The sequence below is a fragment of the Chitinophaga niabensis genome (genome assembly GCF_900129465.1).
Lineage (GTDB): Bacteria > Bacteroidota > Bacteroidia > Chitinophagales > Chitinophagaceae > Chitinophaga > Chitinophaga niabensis.
Genome location: NZ_FSRA01000002.1, coordinates 1,946,364 through 1,962,616 on the forward strand (window position 1 = coordinate 1,946,364; position 16,253 = coordinate 1,962,616).

At 45.8% G+C, this 16,253-nt stretch carries 11 protein-coding genes; 8 read left to right on the forward strand and 3 right to left on the reverse strand.

What is annotated here, in order from left to right:
• Positions 1–245: 245 nt before the first annotated feature.
• From BUR42_RS25260 to BUR42_RS25285, 6 genes are all read left to right on the forward strand, one after another.
• Entirely contained in the window at positions 246–1,100 is an 855-nt protein-coding gene (locus tag BUR42_RS25260) for an EboA domain-containing protein (protein ID WP_074242335.1), read from the forward strand.
• 63 nt (positions 1,101–1,163) lie between these two features.
• On the forward strand, positions 1,164–2,150 hold the full coding sequence (locus tag BUR42_RS25265; protein ID WP_074242336.1) for a TatD family hydrolase: 987 nt from the start codon (positions 1,164–1,166) through the stop codon (positions 2,148–2,150).
• Between the two features lie 51 nt (positions 2,151–2,201).
• The gene (gene eboC / locus BUR42_RS25270; RefSeq protein ID WP_234979801.1) at positions 2,202–3,104 is read left to right on the forward strand and encodes a UbiA-like protein EboC; all 903 of its coding nucleotides are present in this window, start codon (positions 2,202–2,204) and stop codon (positions 3,102–3,104) included.
• 92 nt (positions 3,105–3,196) lie between these two features.
• Positions 3,197–4,348, forward strand: coding sequence for a 3-dehydroquinate synthase (locus BUR42_RS25275; RefSeq protein WP_074242338.1), 1,152 nt, complete (start codon positions 3,197–3,199; stop codon positions 4,346–4,348).
• 38 nt (positions 4,349–4,386) lie between these two features.
• Positions 4,387–5,598 carry a metabolite traffic protein EboE gene (gene eboE / locus BUR42_RS25280; RefSeq protein WP_074242339.1) on the forward strand — a complete coding sequence of 404 codons (1,212 nt, stop codon included), beginning with the start codon at positions 4,387–4,389 and terminating at the stop codon, positions 5,596–5,598.
• Positions 5,599–5,614: 16 nt separating this feature from the next.
• Positions 5,615–6,982 (forward strand): alkaline phosphatase family protein, encoded by a 1,368-nt coding sequence (locus BUR42_RS25285; protein ID WP_074242340.1) that lies wholly within the window; start codon positions 5,615–5,617, stop codon positions 6,980–6,982.
• Positions 6,983–7,046: 64 nt separating this feature from the next.
• Here BUR42_RS25285 and BUR42_RS25290 read toward each other — a convergent pair whose 3' ends face one another.
• Positions 7,047–8,408: a 3-keto-disaccharide hydrolase gene (locus tag BUR42_RS25290; protein ID WP_074242341.1), complete on the reverse strand. Its 1,362-nt coding sequence runs from the start codon at positions 8,406–8,408 to the stop codon at positions 7,047–7,049.
• A 436-nt stretch (positions 8,409–8,844) separates the two neighbouring features.
• On the opposite strand from BUR42_RS25290, the gene atpG reads away from it, so the two are divergent.
• Positions 8,845–9,732 (forward strand): ATP synthase F1 subunit gamma, encoded by an 888-nt coding sequence (gene atpG, locus BUR42_RS25295; protein WP_074242342.1) that lies wholly within the window; start codon positions 8,845–8,847, stop codon positions 9,730–9,732.
• A gap of 100 nt (positions 9,733–9,832) precedes the next feature.
• Positions 9,833–11,044, forward strand: a complete 1,212-nt coding sequence (scpB, locus tag BUR42_RS25300; protein WP_074242343.1) for an SMC-Scp complex subunit ScpB — start codon at positions 9,833–9,835, stop codon at positions 11,042–11,044.
• Between the two features lie 71 nt (positions 11,045–11,115).
• On the opposite strand, the gene BUR42_RS25305 is transcribed toward scpB, so the two are convergent.
• A complete protein-coding gene (locus BUR42_RS25305; RefSeq protein ID WP_074242344.1) occupies positions 11,116–13,392 on the reverse strand; it encodes an FAD-dependent oxidoreductase in 2,277 nt (758 codons plus the stop codon).
• A 24-nt stretch (positions 13,393–13,416) separates the two neighbouring features.
• On the reverse strand, positions 13,417–16,164 hold the full coding sequence (locus BUR42_RS25310) for a hypothetical protein (protein ID WP_074242345.1): 2,748 nt from the start codon (positions 16,162–16,164) through the stop codon (positions 13,417–13,419).
• Between the last annotated feature and the right edge of the window lie 89 nt (positions 16,165–16,253).

Genomic DNA, 16,253 nt, shown 5'->3' on the forward strand with positions numbered 1-16,253 from the left:
AAAATCGTTTTTCCAAAGGGAATGTTAAAATTTTGACACTTAGGGGTGAGCGGTGAACGATTTTTAATCCTTATATTGCATAAAGATTCAGTTTGAAACTAACCCTTAACAAAGATATTGGGCATTTGCCCTGAAGAATATCCTGGTTACTAATCAGGTTTTAGAATGGCGGAAGGAGAGGCACTAGTTGCCTCTCTTTTATTTTAAGCCAGGCCCCATCCCCCGAAAATTATTATTTTAGCCCCATGGGATACGCATATGAGCAGCACAAAGTCTCCTCGGACCTATATCAGACCATTCTCAACCATGCATCAGAAAAGGGGAAAAAGTGGCTGGAGGAGCGTTTAGGAGCCTGGAAAGAGCAGGGTACCCTGCAACAGTTCAATCTCGCCTTTACGGCGGCCCCCCGTTTCTTAGGGCGGGATGAGGTAAATACCACAGATCCAAGGCTGGAAGGATATACACTGGACCGTTTATTCCGTTCCTGGTGGTTATTACAGCTGCCTGTTACGGATCAGCAGCAATACGTGCAAACGATAGAGAACCTGTTCAATTCTGCTGAAATGAATGAGCAGGTAGCCTTGTACGGGGCCTTGCCTTTACTGGCATTTCCGGAGGCCTGGAAACTGCGTACGGCAGAAGGGATCCGGTCCAATATAGGGGTGGTTTTGGAAGCTATTATGCTCCATAATCCTTACCCTGCAAAGTACCTGGACGAAGCTGCCTGGAACCAGCTGGTACTCAAGGCCTTTTTTACAGAAAAACCCGTGCATAAGATAGAAGGGCTGGATGAACGGGCAAACCCAACACTGGCAAGGATCCTATGTGATTATGCACATGAAAGGAGGGCTGCCGGAAGAACTGTGCATCCCATGTTATGGCGGCTGATAGGGCCTTTCATCAATGAAACTAATTTCCCTGATATTGAAAGGACCTGGTATTCAGAACATCATGCAGAGCGGGAAGCCGCTGCTCTGGCCTGTTCTATGAGTACATACGGTCCTGCGCAGACACTGCTGGACAGTCGTTCCGAAGTAAAAGCAGATATTGCAGCCGGAAAACTGAGTTGGGAAACCGTTGCCGGTCGTGTAAATGGCTAATTAATGCTATATGCATGAGCGCTTTTTTTATTAATTTAACAACAATTGTAATTTGTAAATCATATGTGTTGTAGTGCTGAACTGACGGAAAAAGACCTGGTACCCCAATCTATAAATCCTGCCTACCTGGAAGCCATCAAAGGCATGCGTTTTTTTGATCCGCATGTACATATGACTTCCCGTACAACGGACGATTACCAGGCCATGGCTGATGCAGGGGTAGTTGCTTTGATAGAACCCGCTTTCTGGTTAGGCCAGCCAAGGACTGGGGTGGATACTTTCCGGGATTATTATAGCAGCCTTGTTGGCTGGGAGCGTTTCCGCTCTTCCCAATTCGGGATCAAACATTATTGCACGATCGGATTGAACTCCAAAGAAGCAAATAATGAAAAACTGAGTGAGCAGGTGATGGAGATCTTACCGCTCTTCATTTATAAAGAAGGAGTGGTAGGTATCGGGGAGATAGGATTTGATGATCAAACCGCGCTGGAAGAAAAATACTATCGTGCACAACTGCAGCTGGCAAAGGATGCAGGGCTGCCGGTACAGATCCATACGCCACACAGGGATAAAAAGCAAGGTACACAGCGCAGTATGGACATTGCAATTGAAATGGGCCTTGATCCTTACATGGTGATCGTAGACCATAATAATGAAGAAACGGTGAAAGAAGTACTGGACAGGGGTTTCTGGGCAGCCTTCACCATTTACCCTTTTACGAAAATGGGAAATGAAAGGATGGTAGAGATCGTGAAGCAATATGGAACAGAACGTATCATGGTAAATTCTGCTGCAGACTGGGGTATCAGCGATCCGCTGGCAGTGCCTAAAACAGCGGCATTGATGCTGGAACGCGGAATAGATAAAGCAGCGATAGAATTAGTCACTTACCGTAATGCCATCACGGCATTTGCACAAAGCGGCCAGATCAACGAAGCTGATTTTGAAAATGTTATCCCTGTTGACCAAAGCCTGAAATATAATGGCAGCACTGTTCTTCGGGGCGGCCAGCAACCAAGGCCTAATAAACAATCTACCATTATCCGGTAGGCAGCATATTTGAATTACCATTGTTTTTTTGAATAAACCTATCTGAAAAACGTGAACTATATCTTCAGCAAACTGATCGGCTATTTGCGACTGATGCGGCCCGCGAACATACTAACAGCTATAACAGATATACTGGCCGGGATTGCTATTTCAGGATTTTTGGCAACAGGGTTGGGGGATGTGCAAGCCATCCTGCAGGTTACCTGTATGGCCATTGCTACCATCGGTCTTTATGGTGGTGGCGTAGTTTTTAATGATGTTTTTGATGCCGCGCTGGACAGGGTGGAACGTCCTGAAAGGCCTATTCCCAGTGGGATTATTTCCCGTACTGAAGGGGTGGTCTTAGGGAGTTACCTGTTATTACTGGGAGTGCTGGCAGCTTTCACTGTAGGGGAATTATCCGGTTTCCTGGCTATAGGTATTGCGGTGGCGGCGCTGGTATATAATAAATGGGGCAAACACCATAACCTGCTGGGGCCGGTGAACATGGGGCTTTGCAGAGGATTGAACCTGCTGCTGGGCATGAGCATTATTCCGCATGCACTTGAAAAGTACGGCTGGCTGGCAGTTTTGCCCGTATTGTATATTGCTGCCATCACCATGATCAGCAGGGATGAGGTACATGGCGGCAAAAAACGAACATTGATGTATGCCGCACTGGGATACGGCATTGTATATACGACCATTTTTGTGCTGGGGGGGCTGAACCATAAATTCTTTGAAGTGATCCCCTTCCTGCTGGTATTTATCTGGATGATCATGCGGCCTTTACTGGCTGCCATGAAAGAACCTACCGGCCCCAATATCGGAAAGGCAGTACGGGGCGGTATTATTGGATTAATTGCCATGAATGCTGCATGGGTGGCTGCTTTTGCTCCTTTCCCCTATGCGCTGGCCGTATTGGCCTTCCTCCCGCTCTCTTTTTTGCTCTCCAAAGCCTTTGCTGTTACCTGACCGTTGATAATAAATCTGCAAGGGATATTTCCCCTTTTTTGTACATTTAATGGTTAAAAATATTACCAGGAAAAGGAAGGGAAAGAATAGCTATGTCGTACATTCAGCAGTCATTTAGTGTTCAGTTTGAATACAAGGTCTTCTTCACAGAAAAGATCTTTGATACCGCAAATACAGATTTTGCAAACTTCCTGGAATCACGTGCAGAGAAAGGCATCCGGAAGAAGTTATTATTTATTGTAGACGATGGTGTAACCAAACATCATGATTACCTGCAGGATCAGATCACCGCTTATTTTGAAAATATAGATGGTTTTGAACTGATCCAGGATATTATAGTAGTGCCTGGTGGAGAAGCCTCTAAAAACGATCTGCAATTATTTTACTGGCTGGTGAATACACTGGACCAGCATGCTATAGACCGTCATTCCTATGTAGTAGGTATTGGCGGAGGTTCTGTACTGGACCTGGTGGGTTATGTTGCAGCCGTGAGCCATCGCGGGGTTAAACATATCCGTATCCCTACTACTGTTCTTTCCCAGAACGATTCCGGTGTAGGTGTGAAGAATGGGATCAATTATCACGGTAAGAAAAACTTCCTTGGAACTTTTGCACCACCTGCCGCCGTATTTAATGATGCCACTTTTCTTGCCACTTTGGACGAAAGGGATTGGCGTTCAGGCATGGTAGAGGCCGTTAAAGTAGCATTGATAAAAGATGCCGGGTTCTTTGACTGGATGGAATCCCATGCAGGTTTACTAACGCAGGCAGATCCTGCAAGTTTGCAATACCTGATCCGCCGTTGTGCGGAATTACATATGGCACATATTGGTGGTGCAGGTGATCCGTTTGAAAGTGGTTCTTCCCGTCCTTTGGATTTTGGTCACTGGAGTGCGCACAAACTGGAGCAACTCACTGATTTTGAATTGCGCCATGGTGAAGCTGTTTCTATCGGCATTGCGCTGGATAGCGTGTATTCCTGGTTAACAGGAATGCTGGATGCGGATTCGCTGGACCGTATCATCAAATTACTAAAAGAGCTGAGGCTTCCTTTATACCATCCGTTGCTGGAAATTGAAGATGATCAATCTGCTATTGTTGCCGGGCTGGAAGAGTTCAGAGAACATCTTGGCGGTCAATTGACCATTTCGCTCCTTCGTGCCATCGGCAAAGGACAGGAAGTGCATTCGATTGACCTGGCGATTTTGCGCAAGGCGGTAAATATGCTGCGCGATAAATGGTGATATCCCTTATCTTAGTTTGACGGAAAATATATAAGATCATGCAAACTCCATACGGACACCTCACGTATTGTACAAACATTCATGCAGGTGAAAACTGGGGAGAACATTTTTCTCAATTAAAAACGCACATCCCTGCTGTAAAAGCCAAGGTGTCTCCTAATGCTCCATTCGGAATAGGCCTTCGGCTGAGTAACCTCGCTAGTCTTGAACTGTCCAAAGAACCAACGCTGAAAGAATTCCAGGAATGGCTGAAAGCGGAAGACTGTTACGTATTTACGATGAACGGCTTCCCTTACGGCGGCTTTCATCATGAAGTGGTAAAAGACCAGGTGCATACGCCGGATTGGACAACCGCAGAACGTGTAGCTTATACCATCCGGTTATTCCGTATCCTGGCAGCATTACTGCCTGCAGGAATGGAAGGCGGTATTTCTACTTCTCCTTTATCTTATAAATACTGGCTGCGTTGCCAGGAAGAACATCAGTCGGTAATGGAAAGCGCTACGCTGAACATGTTGCTGGTGGTAGAACAACTCATTAAAACACATCATGGCGGCGGGCCTTTGATGCACCTGGATGTAGAGCCGGAACCAGATGGCATGCTGGAAAATTCAAAAGAATATATTGATTGGTATTTCCAGCATTTGTTACCTGCCGGTGTGATCATGTTCAGCGATAAGTTTGGCATGACGGAAGAAGAAGCGATTGCGGCGATCAAACAACATGTGCAGTTATGCTATGATGTTTGCCACTTTGCCGTGTCTTATGAAGATCCGCTGGTGGTATTGGAGCGTTTGCATTATTTCGGATTGAAAACCGGTAAGGTACAGATCAGCGCGGCTTTGAAAGGCATCTTAGGAAAAGACGGAGGCCGGCAGGCTACCATTGCTGCGTTCTCAGAATTTAATGAACCTGTCTATTTACACCAGGTAATTGCCCGTACCACGGATAATAAAAAGATCCATTACCCGGATATGCCGCAGGCACTGGCAGATGCAGCGAATCCTGAAGTAGAGGAATGGCGCGCACATTATCATGTGCCGGTATTTGTGCAGGACTTTGGCGTGTTAACTTCCACGCGTGATGATATCAGTCGTGTTTTAGCACGGCAGATAACGAAACCTTTCAGTTTTCACCTGGAAGTGGAGACCTATACCTGGGAAGTATTGCCGGCTGGCTTAAAGCAGGAAATGGGCACGTCTATTGCAAGAGAAATGAAGTGGGTCTTACAACAGTTAGAATTATCCTGAACCGGAGAATATTGTTATGAAAAAAACGGTGGTTATTGATGTAGTTGGATTGTCTTCTTCCCTAATCGGAGCGCATACGCCCTTTCTGGCGGCGTTTGCAAAAAAATATCATCATACTTCTATCCAACCTATGCTGCCGGCAGTGACCACTGCTGTACAATCTACTTATGTAACCGGCGTATGGCCCAGTGAGCATGGAATTGTAGGGAATGGCTGGTACGATAGGACAGATGCTGAAATAAAATTTTGGAAACAATCCAATAAACTGGTACATGGGGAGAAGGTCTGGGAGCGTGCAAGGCAATTACATCCCGGTTTTACCTGTTCTAAAATGTTCTGGTGGTACAATATGTATTCCAGTGCCGACTTCTCCGTTACACCCCGTCCGCAATATTTATCAGATGGCCGTAAGATGCCGGATTGTTATGCACACCCTTCTTCCCTGCGGGATGAGCTGCAAAAGGAGCTGGGGCAATTCCCGCTTTTCCAGTTCTGGGGCCCTGGTGCGGATATCCGTTCTACGCAATGGATCGCAGATGCTTCCATGCTTACGGATAAATGGCATGATCCAAACCTTACACTGATCTATTTACCACATCTTGATTATTGTTTACAGAAATACGGACATAACTACACGAAGATTGCGCCTGAACTACAGGCCATTGATAAAGTATGTCAGCAGCTGGTAACCTATTATGAAAGCAAAGGCTGCGAGATCGTCCTTTTATCAGAATACGGTATTACGGATGTGGACCATCCTATTCATCTGAACCGTCTTTTCAGGGAACATGGTTTGCTGGCTATCCGCGAGGAAAGAGGACTGGAACTGCTGGATGCAGGAGCGTCCAAAGCCTTTGTGGTGGCAGATCATCAGATAGCACACGTATATGTGAACGATCCTTCCTGTTATAAAAAAGTACGGGAACTGGTAGAAAATGTACCGGGCGTTGAGCTGGTACTGGACAGGGAGGGAAAACGCAAACATCATCTGCATCATGAACGTAGCGGGGAATTTGTGCTGGTGGCCGATGCTAAAAGCTGGTTCACTTATTATTACTGGCAGGATGATGCAAAAGCGCCTGATTTTGCCCGTATTGTAGATATACACCGTAAGCCGGGATACGATCCCGTAGAAATGTTCCTGAACCCTGCTGATCCTTTTGTAAAGATGAAAGTGATCGGGAAAGTATTAAAGAAGAAATTAGGTTTCCGTTACCTGATGAATGTGATCCCGCTGGATGCTACGCTGATCAAAGGCTCGCATGGAAGGATAACAGCGGATGCAAAAGATCACCCGGTACTGATCAGTACACAGCCCACTAAAACAGGGGTGATTGCCACTGATGTTCACGATATTATTTTGCAGCATCTGGGTTTGCTGTAAAATAGGACATCCCGAAGAGTCGGGATGTCGGTTGAAAAACAGTGAACAATGAAATAGTCGCTGACTATTTCAGAATCTTTATCTTAACACTGCGATAGTTCACAGCATTGCCATGATCTTGCAGGAGAATATGTCCTTTGGGTGCCAAACCGAAGTTCGGGATTTTCTCAAATTTGCTACGGGCAACCAGTGCTTTGAAAATGTTGTCCCCTCTAACGTAACTTACTACTTTATGGCCATTCAGCCAGTGTTCCACGCGATTATCAGGATAAACCACTACGCGGCCGTGATTCCATTCGCCAATCTTTTTGTGAGAATTGCCGAATTTATAAGCCGGGATCAGGTCGTACAAAGATCCTAATTTACGATTACCTGCGGCGCCCAGTTTAGCATCCGGATGTTTATCGTCGTCCAGTACCTGGAATTCCAGGCCGATGGCAGAGCCGGTGTTGTTCTCTGATTCTGTTACAAAATACTTCACGCCGCTGTTGGCACCTTCGGTGAGCTGGAAATCAAATTCCAGGTCAAAAGCCGCAAACTCTTCATCCGTTACAATGTCTCCACCATTGGTAGATTCTTTTCCGTCGGAAGGAGCAACACTCAGTACGCCATCTTTGATCTCCCATCCTTTAGCAGGGAAGGCAGGTTTGTGTGCGCCTCTCCAACCTTTGGTGGTAGAACCGTCCCACAGTAAGCGGATGCCCTGGCGTTTCTCCTGTTCGGACAGTGTGTTTGGAATATTATTCACCACATAAACGTCGTCATATGGAGAATATTGAGATGCTGCAGGATTTTCGATAATGCGGATGTTCTTCCAGCGGATCGTTTTACCTACATCTTCCTGTTTTTTGCCGATGCCATGGACCTGTAAGGCAATGAAACCCGAAGGTAATTCCGGATCGATTACATGTGCGGCAGGAACACCATTAATAAAGGTGCGTATTTCAGGACCGCGGCATTCGATACGGTATTTATTCCAGGTATTTGCTTTATAGGCTTTTTGTGCAACCGGGTTCAGATCCAGGGGATATAACCAGCCGCGGCGGCCTTCTTCATACACGCCACCACTCCAGCGGCGTTCAGAAGGATCTACTTCCATCTGGTATCCAAAAACCCGGCCATTCTGATAGTCTGATTTACTTTGACTGCGAAACTGGATCCCGGAATTAAAATCCTTATCCAGTTTATATTCCACTTCAAAAATAAAATCACCATAATTCTTTTCTGTTGCCAGGAATGAATTTGGTTCAGCGATCACGGTGGTGCCGATGATCTCTCCGTTCTTAACTTCGTACGTAGCTTTGCCATTCAGCTGCTTCCAGCCTTTCAGGTCTTTGCCGTTAAAGAGGTTCTGCCATTTGCCATTCTGCGCGAAAGAGGCTGACATCCATAGTAATCCGCAACCTAACAGGATATACTTTTTCATGGAATTTTTTGTTTGTATCAGAAAAGCTGCCGAAATGCAATCCGGGCCTTTGCATTGCCGCTTTTAGTTATTTAAATTGACCGGTTTGCTCACGGTACCCGAAACGTGGCTCCAAAGGCATAAGAGCCCTGGACAGCAGCCAAGATAGAAAATTCCCAACAATATTTGCAATCGAATGCAAGAATCTTATTTTCCTGCTGTTCCTGTCAAAAAAGTGTCAGTACCGGTGAATGTTCATCTAAAATTCATTGGTATAAGCGCTCTTTGCATGATTTCCGGCACCAAGATAATAGAAATCTTATTATTTACACCTTAAAATACTGACCAGAATCAGGAGAAATATCTCCGGCGGAATTTCTGATTTATACCCTCATTACTTACCTTTGCAGCCGAAAATGGGGGGATATTGTTCTCCTATATAAATCTTTTAAAATATATGTCTGGACAGCTTAAAGAAGTTCGTAACCGTATTAAATCCATCCAGTCTACCCAGCAGATCACTAAAGCCATGAAAATGGTGAGTGCTGCCAAGTTGCGCCGTGCGCAGGATGCCATTGTTCAAATGCGTCCTTATGCCGTAAAGCTGCAGGAAATGCTCCAGAACATTGTGAGCAGTTCTGAAGGGGATATTGATCTGGCACTGGCGGCTAACCGCCAGGTAGAAAAAGTACTGCTGGTGGCTATTACATCAGACAGGGGATTGTGCGGGGCTTACAACTCCAATGTTATTAAGCTGACCAAACAGGCTATCCGTGAGAAATATGCCGCCCAATATGCCAAGGGCCAGGTAGAGATCCTGCCGATCGGTAAAAAGGCCTGGGAGCATTTTACCAAGAATGGCTATAAAGTGAATGATAAGTACTGGCAATTATTTTCGCATCTCACTTTTGAGAATGTGAAAGCAGCTGCGGCCGTGGCGATGGAAGGTTTCATCAGCGGAGAGTACGATGCGGTGGACATTATTTACAGCGAATTCAAGAATGCCGCTACCCAGCGGTTCAAAATAGAGCAGTTCCTGCCTATCGCCAAAGTGGAAACAACAGAAGGCACCAGTACCCAGAAAGCGGATTATATCTTTGAACCTGAGAAAGATACGCTGATCGCTGAGTTGATGCCAAAGATCCTGAACACCCAGTTCTTTAAAGCGGTACTGGATGGTCACGCTTCTGAACATGGCGCCCGGATGACGGCCATGGATAAAGCCACTGAAAATGCAGGCGAACTCTTACGCAGCCTGAAGATCGAATACAACCGTGCCCGCCAGGCGGCCATTACCACAGAGCTGACAGAGATTGTGAGTGGTGCCGCAGCTTTGATGGGTTGATCTTATACACAAGTAATCAACAGCACAATATTTATATTTCTGAAAAAATGTCAAAGGTCTTATTTTCGGCCTTTGACATTTTTGTTTCAATTATACAGCCATGGAAATTTCTCAGCTCATTCCGCATGTAGAAGCATTGATCTTTGCCGCAGACAGGCCTTTACCGGCCGCAGACATCCTGGAGCTGCTTAACAATGCCCTGGCGTTCCTGGAAGACCGTGCCACGCAGGAGCAGGTAGATGGGGCTATTGAGGCCATCCAGGAGAAATACAACTCTGAATTCTATGCATTCTGTGTACGGGAGAGTGGTGGTGGGTTTCAGTTCCTGACAAAGAAGGATTATTACCAGACGGTAGCGCAGCTGAACGGGGAGAAATTCCTCAAACGCTTATCTACGGCCGCTTTGGAAACACTTGCTATTATTGCTTATAAACAACCCATCTCCAAAGGGGAAATTGAACATATCCGCGGGGTAAGTACGGATTATTCCATCACTAAATTGCTGGAGAAAGAACTGATCGTTATCTCTGGGCGTAGTGAGGATTTACCCGGAAAACCACTGTTATACTCTACATCCAAAGCGTTCATGGATTATTTCGGGCTGAATTCCCCGAAGGACCTGCCGCAGCTGAAGGAACTGTTCGAAGAAGATTTTGTGGCGCCTACGCAATTGACAATTGAAGGCGGTGCCGAGGAATTGACAGTGGATGAAGAAGAACTGCTGGATGAAAACGGGCAATTAATTGTTCTGGAGAATGGGGAGTTGACGGAGACCACCACTGTGATGATGGAAGATGATTTTACCGGGGAGGTTTCTGAGGAGTTGGATAGATCTTCGGTGATAGAGGGAGAAGTGGAGACAGAGGAAGAGGAAGGGATTGAAGCAGAAGAAAGTGAAGAAGTGGAAACTGAAGAAGAAGATAATGAGAATACTCCTGCGATGGAGGCATCTTCGAATGAGGATGAAGGTGAAGAGGTTGAATCTGAGGAAGAGACTGATGATGATGAAAGTGAAGACGAAGATGAGGAAGAAGAGGACGAGGACAATGAAGACGAAGAGGAAGACGAAGATGAGGACGAGGAAGAAGATGAAGAAGGTGATGACGAAGAAGATGATGATGAGGACGACGACGAGGAGGATGAAGAAGACGAGGAAGAGGATGATGAGGAAGACGAAGATGACGATGACGATGAGTCCGACGAGGAAGATGAAGAAAAAGAAGATGACGAAGAAGCAGAGATCGAAGGCGCAGATGATAGATTGAATGACGAAGAAGATAATGAAGAATCTGAAGACGACGATAAAAAGTAACTGTCATTAAAGCATAAAAAAAGGGTCCTGATGTTGAATCAGGACCCTTTGTACTTTTACCCAATAAACACTTAATAACATCGCACGGCAAAAACAGCAGCAGGCACATTTTGAGAAGGATGTTCCACTTCAATCACCAACTTCCCTGTAGTAACAGGCTGCGCCAGCTTCACCTTGTTATAAGTCTGATAATTATTCGTTTGCTCTGCCAACACATTCCCCGCTTCATCTTTGATCTTATACTTCTGTACACAGAAAGGCATCGCGCTCTCAGGGTGAGACATCAGCACAGATTCCATCGGATGATCATAATCCGTATCAAAGAAGAGGTCTATTTCGCTGATGGTCTTTGCTTCGTTCCAACTAATCGTTAACTGAGGCTGTGGATCATTCCAGTCTGCTACCCAGGCATTGGGCTGCGTAGTAGGCCTGTCCACTCCATTGCGGATATTGGTTGCCTGGAACACTTTCAGGCCCTCCGGGTATTGCAGATCGATATTATGCCCTTCCGGCCTGCGTTGCGGACACCAGAATTCAAACGCATCCATACCGATATCTTCCGGCGGCGTTTGTTTACCATAGTTAGATACTGCTTTGTTGATGGTATTGAAAACAGAAAGGATACCGGATACCCTCTTTTCGGAGAAGTGTAATTCAACCAGCGGATTTTTAAGGAAGGTAATGAACGCATAGGCATTATCTTCCATCACTGCATCAAAGTGCAGCTGCATACAATTCCTGCCAGGCTGTACGGTTAAAGTTTTTGAAGCCACTGTTACATCCGGCGTATGATTACCTGTTTTGCTACTCACACGCAGCTCTACAGTTAACTCCGTTGCTTCATTTGCGTCCACATGAAAAACGAAAGGAGCGATCTTTCCTTTTTGCAGGGGCAACATTTGTGCAGAAGAGATGGTCAGTGGTTTACGGACAGGTGTGCCGGGGAATTTGCTAAATACCAGTTCGCTGGAAGCTCTAATGCTGGCTGATTGTACAAGGTCTTCTTTATCTGCAAACTGCAAACCTGGAATATATTGCCCGGTTTTTAAGAGGCGTTGTTGTAAAGCATTAATATGCCCTTTAGTGAAAACATCTGCCGGTAAAATGTTCAGCTCTTTGCAAAGCGCTGCGGCAACAGCAACGGCTTGTGTAACATATGCTGCAGTAGCCATTACACGGGTAGAGCCAAAAGCTACGTGGGAAGCACTGATGATACGGCCACCCAGGAACAGGTTGGTAATGTTTTTACTGTAGAGGCAGCGGTAAGGGATCTGGTAAATACCTTTACTATGCCATTGATTACAGCCTGGTTTCTCACTGAACACGCCATCCGCGGGATGCAGATCGATAGACCATCCGCCGAAGGCTACAGCATCTTCATGTACACGTTGTTCCACCACATCCTGCTGATGCATCATGTAATCGCCTTCAAAACGACGGCTTTCTCTTTTCCCGGGGATCATGCCCACCCATTCTAAGGTGAGGTTTTCCGCTTCAGGGAAGTTACCGGAGTTTTTAATGTAGTTCCACACGCCGTACACTACCTTCCATAATTCCCATTTGATGTTCTCTGTATCATGTACGGTATCCAGCCTGCCACCGTATTCAATCCACCAGAGCTTGCAGCCAAATTCCCTGGCATTAAAAGATTTGAACTTTGGGATCTGCGTAATATCCGTTAATGCAAATGCAGGGGGAACGTAGTTGACAGGTTTGCCCGTGTCCTTACTATAGAAATACAGGCTATGACCTAACAGTTCTCCATATTCTTTAGTAGGCGCAAACTTCTCTCCAAATTCTTCCGTGGTTTCAGCACCCATACGGAAAGCGGCACCCGATAGGAACCCTACGATGCCATCGCCGGAGGCATCACAGAACAGGGGAGCAGATAACACGTATTCTGTCTGGTTCTGACTGCAAAATGCTTTTACAGAGCTGATGGTGTTGGCATCTTTTTTATCAACTTCATACACGGTGGTGTTCAGTAACAGGGTGATGTTCTGTTCGCGGGTCACTTTATCCAGTAACACAGTGTCAAAGATCACCGGGTTGCCTTCCGGATTGCGCCAGGTGTTTTCTACCAGCAGTTCATCCACAATACCTCCTTCTCTTGCCCAGCGGTTATTGTTACCCATGTGTGAGGTGGCACCCAGGATCCATAACCTTACTTCGCTGCTGGAGTTTCCTCCAAGCACGGGCCTGTCCTGCACGAGCACAACTTTTAATCCCTGCCTTGCGGCTGTAATGGCACCACAAACACCAGAAAGCCCGCCACCTATGATCACCAGGTCAACATTGATCTTTTTTCCGGGGAAGGACCGCTTATCGGTTGCTTCAGACTGTATCATTCTATTTAGTTAAAAAGGGTTTGCTTATTTATTACCTAATGTTACTTTTTCGCTTTTCTGCACCTGTCCTTCTTTATCGTATAACGACAAATAGAACGTTACTGCTTCTTTTACCGGTACCGTGAATTCAAACGGATATGTTGTGTCATCTACGGTTGTGTTGTTATAGTGCAGGCTCACTTTGCTCCATTTCGTATCATCATCTTCCAGGTAGATGTATAACCGTTTATCGTAACTGCCGAGTTTGAATAACATGGCCTGGGCATGGCCCGTTTCCAGCTTAGCGTAGTCTTTGCTTTTGTCGTTCGTAACCGCTAAGATCTTTTGCTGGAAGGTATTGGGCACTGGTGTATCCGGAATAACGATGGTATTGATACCATTCGCAGGAACAGTAATGGAGAAAGTGTTCTTTTGCACATTCACCAGATCTTTGTTGATGGTTACTTTGGCAGTAACCGGCTGATTGGATTGATTGGTGAATGCGAGTAATAATTTATTGTTTGTTCTGCCGGCGATATAGTTCAATTCTGTATTGTCTATTTGCAGGAGATGGGAGGGCATCCACAGTTGTACGTCTTTCTCTTCATTGAACGTTCCTTTCTTTACGCCATACATCTTGCTTTGCAGATAGGCATATCCTTCAATGTATTCTGCCGGGAAACTGATCTTTCCTTTACTGCGTACGAATACATCTGTTACCAGGTAATCCAGTAACATAGAGGCCATCGGGAGGATGTGGTTGTAATGGAAAGAATTTACACTTTGCTCTTTATGTTTATGCAGCGGAAAATCTACTTTCTCGTATGCAGTTGTTCTTTCTGTATTGATGTGGTATCCGGGAAAATTCCGGTACCTGCCGATTACAGCTGCTTTAGCTACATTGACCAGGAAAGTATCTTTTGCATAATAACCGAGGCGTAACATACAGGGGGCATAGTTGGCCATGAAAATGGCACGGTGCCCTGTGGAAGTACCAGAAGATTCAGGTGTTAATCCTATTTCCGAAAGCCGCCATGCGGGGGCTTGTTCTTCCGGGTAATACATCTGCTGGTGGCCTTTCGATTTGAGGTACCAGTACATGGGCGCTTTGCCTCCTTTATTCACGGTGATCATGCTATCCGGTATGGCAGGTACCATCCATGTGAACATGGTATAGTTGCGTGCACCTTCCACGGCGGCGTTTAAATAAGCAGTATCGTTGGTGAGTTCGTATAACTGGGATAATTCTATCCACCTGTCTGTGAACGCAGGCCAGAAGAAAAAGCTGCCGGAGAAAGGATCGTTAAAAGATGTTTGTGGCTGATGGGCTCTTTGCTTCAGGTACTGGTTCGCTTTCGTTACAGCTGTTTGCAGGTAATCCTTATCGCCGGTGGCTTTGTAGAGATGCATGGCATTGATCCAGTTATCGCCTTTTTCTTTTACATCCAGGTTGCGTATACGATCGTTCTTAAATTCCTTTTGCATCATCAGCAGGTAGAAAGTATTTTCTCTGCCGAATACATTGTAGAGGGCCGTTAATTCAGATAAGGGGGCAACAGGGCCTTTCAATTTGCGGGAGGGGCTTTGGACCTTTTGCGTACTGTCTAAACTGAAAAGGAATTTCTCTCTTGACAACATGAATTCCATTAGGGGATAAGCGCGTTGCTCAAACATCGTTTTATCATCCCTTACTAATGCCAGTTCCAGGGGATTGAGGCTGGAAACGTTCTTTACTGCGCCGGGTACATCTGTAGAATAAGCGCATCCTTTCAGGCTGTCTATAAACCATGCATAATCTGTCATGGCATAAGCCACCATATTGTCCAGCGCTGTGTTCAGAGAGGCAATGTCGTTCCGGCGGTAATCTTTAAAACCAAAGATGCTCTGTGCTATTTGCTGGTAGGCATGGTTAATGGGTTGTGGTGTTACTACCAGTTGTAAAGAGAAGGAGAATTGATCTCCCTGTTTCATGGATGATAAGTAACCACCAGGAATAGGGGCATATACACTGGGTTGCAGGGCTTTTGCTTCATTCACCAGCGATATGCCGAACTGGCTGTTAGGCAGCATGGGTAAAGGCTGGAAAGGAATATGTTCCGGCGATGCCATTACGCCGATGGTGTTTTTGCCATCGTATACCATGGTTGTGGGTAAGGTAGCCATGAAAGCCGGTGTGAGATATGCCGCATCGGGAATCCTTTTTTCCTGCCAGATAAGCGGTTGCCAGATAGCAGCAGCTTTTTCAGGAGAAAAAGAGGGCGCACCGGTATAGCCAATGCTGTAGTAACCAGCTTTCAGTGGCGAAAAGGTATAGCGTAAAACGGGGAAGGGTTTAATATTGATCAGCAGGTATGCTTTCAGCTCAAAGTTTGCATTAGCCGGGAAGTGAAAGAAAAGTGTGTCGCCTTTTTGTTCCAGTTGGTTTGCTGTAATGGTTGTTGACTGGCCTGCGTGAAAGATATTGGCAGTGCGCCATTCGCTTTTGCTGCGCAGGATCTTGTCGTCAAAACCATCTCCGGCCATTGATACATTGATCTTCTTTTGCTGAAAGTCTGCTTTGGTACTGTCTGTAACTTTCCAGGTAAGTACATTGTATTCTACTTTCTTTATACCGGCAGGTTTTAATGCCATGGCAGGGTCAACGGCATTGTATAAGATCGTGAAAGTGGGGGTGAATGAATAATTTTTTACTTCAATGCGCTGTTTGTCTGCAGACAAGCGTATCTGTGCCTGTGTGCCCGTTCCAATGAGACTGAAAAAGAGAAGTGATAATGAATAAACTCCGTTCTTCATAAAGTGTTTTCAAATTTAAGACCCTGCCTGTTCTACGCTTACGATCCGTTTGCTTAAATCAGGTGGGAACATTCCCAAATTGCGGGAAC

Coding starts and splice junctions, on each gene's coding strand:
- BUR42_RS25260 (WP_074242335.1), top strand. CDS start 246: ATGGGATACGCATATGAGCAGCACAAAGTCTCCTCGGACCTATATCAG.
- BUR42_RS25265 (WP_074242336.1), top strand. CDS start 1,164: ATGTGTTGTAGTGCTGAACTGACGGAAAAAGACCTGGTACCCCAATCT.
- BUR42_RS25275 (WP_074242338.1), top strand. CDS start 3,197: ATGTCGTACATTCAGCAGTCATTTAGTGTTCAGTTTGAATACAAGGTC.
- eboE (WP_074242339.1), top strand. CDS start 4,387: ATGCAAACTCCATACGGACACCTCACGTATTGTACAAACATTCATGCA.
- BUR42_RS25285 (WP_074242340.1), top strand. CDS start 5,615: ATGAAAAAAACGGTGGTTATTGATGTAGTTGGATTGTCTTCTTCCCTA.
- BUR42_RS25290 (WP_074242341.1), bottom strand. CDS start 8,408: ATGAAAAAGTATATCCTGTTAGGTTGCGGATTACTATGGATGTCAGCC.
- atpG (WP_074242342.1), top strand. CDS start 8,845: ATGTCTGGACAGCTTAAAGAAGTTCGTAACCGTATTAAATCCATCCAG.
- scpB (WP_074242343.1), top strand. CDS start 9,833: ATGGAAATTTCTCAGCTCATTCCGCATGTAGAAGCATTGATCTTTGCC.
- BUR42_RS25305 (WP_074242344.1), bottom strand. CDS start 13,392: ATGATACAGTCTGAAGCAACCGATAAGCGGTCCTTCCCCGGAAAAAAG.
- BUR42_RS25310 (WP_074242345.1), bottom strand. CDS start 16,164: ATGAAGAACGGAGTTTATTCATTATCACTTCTCTTTTTCAGTCTCATT.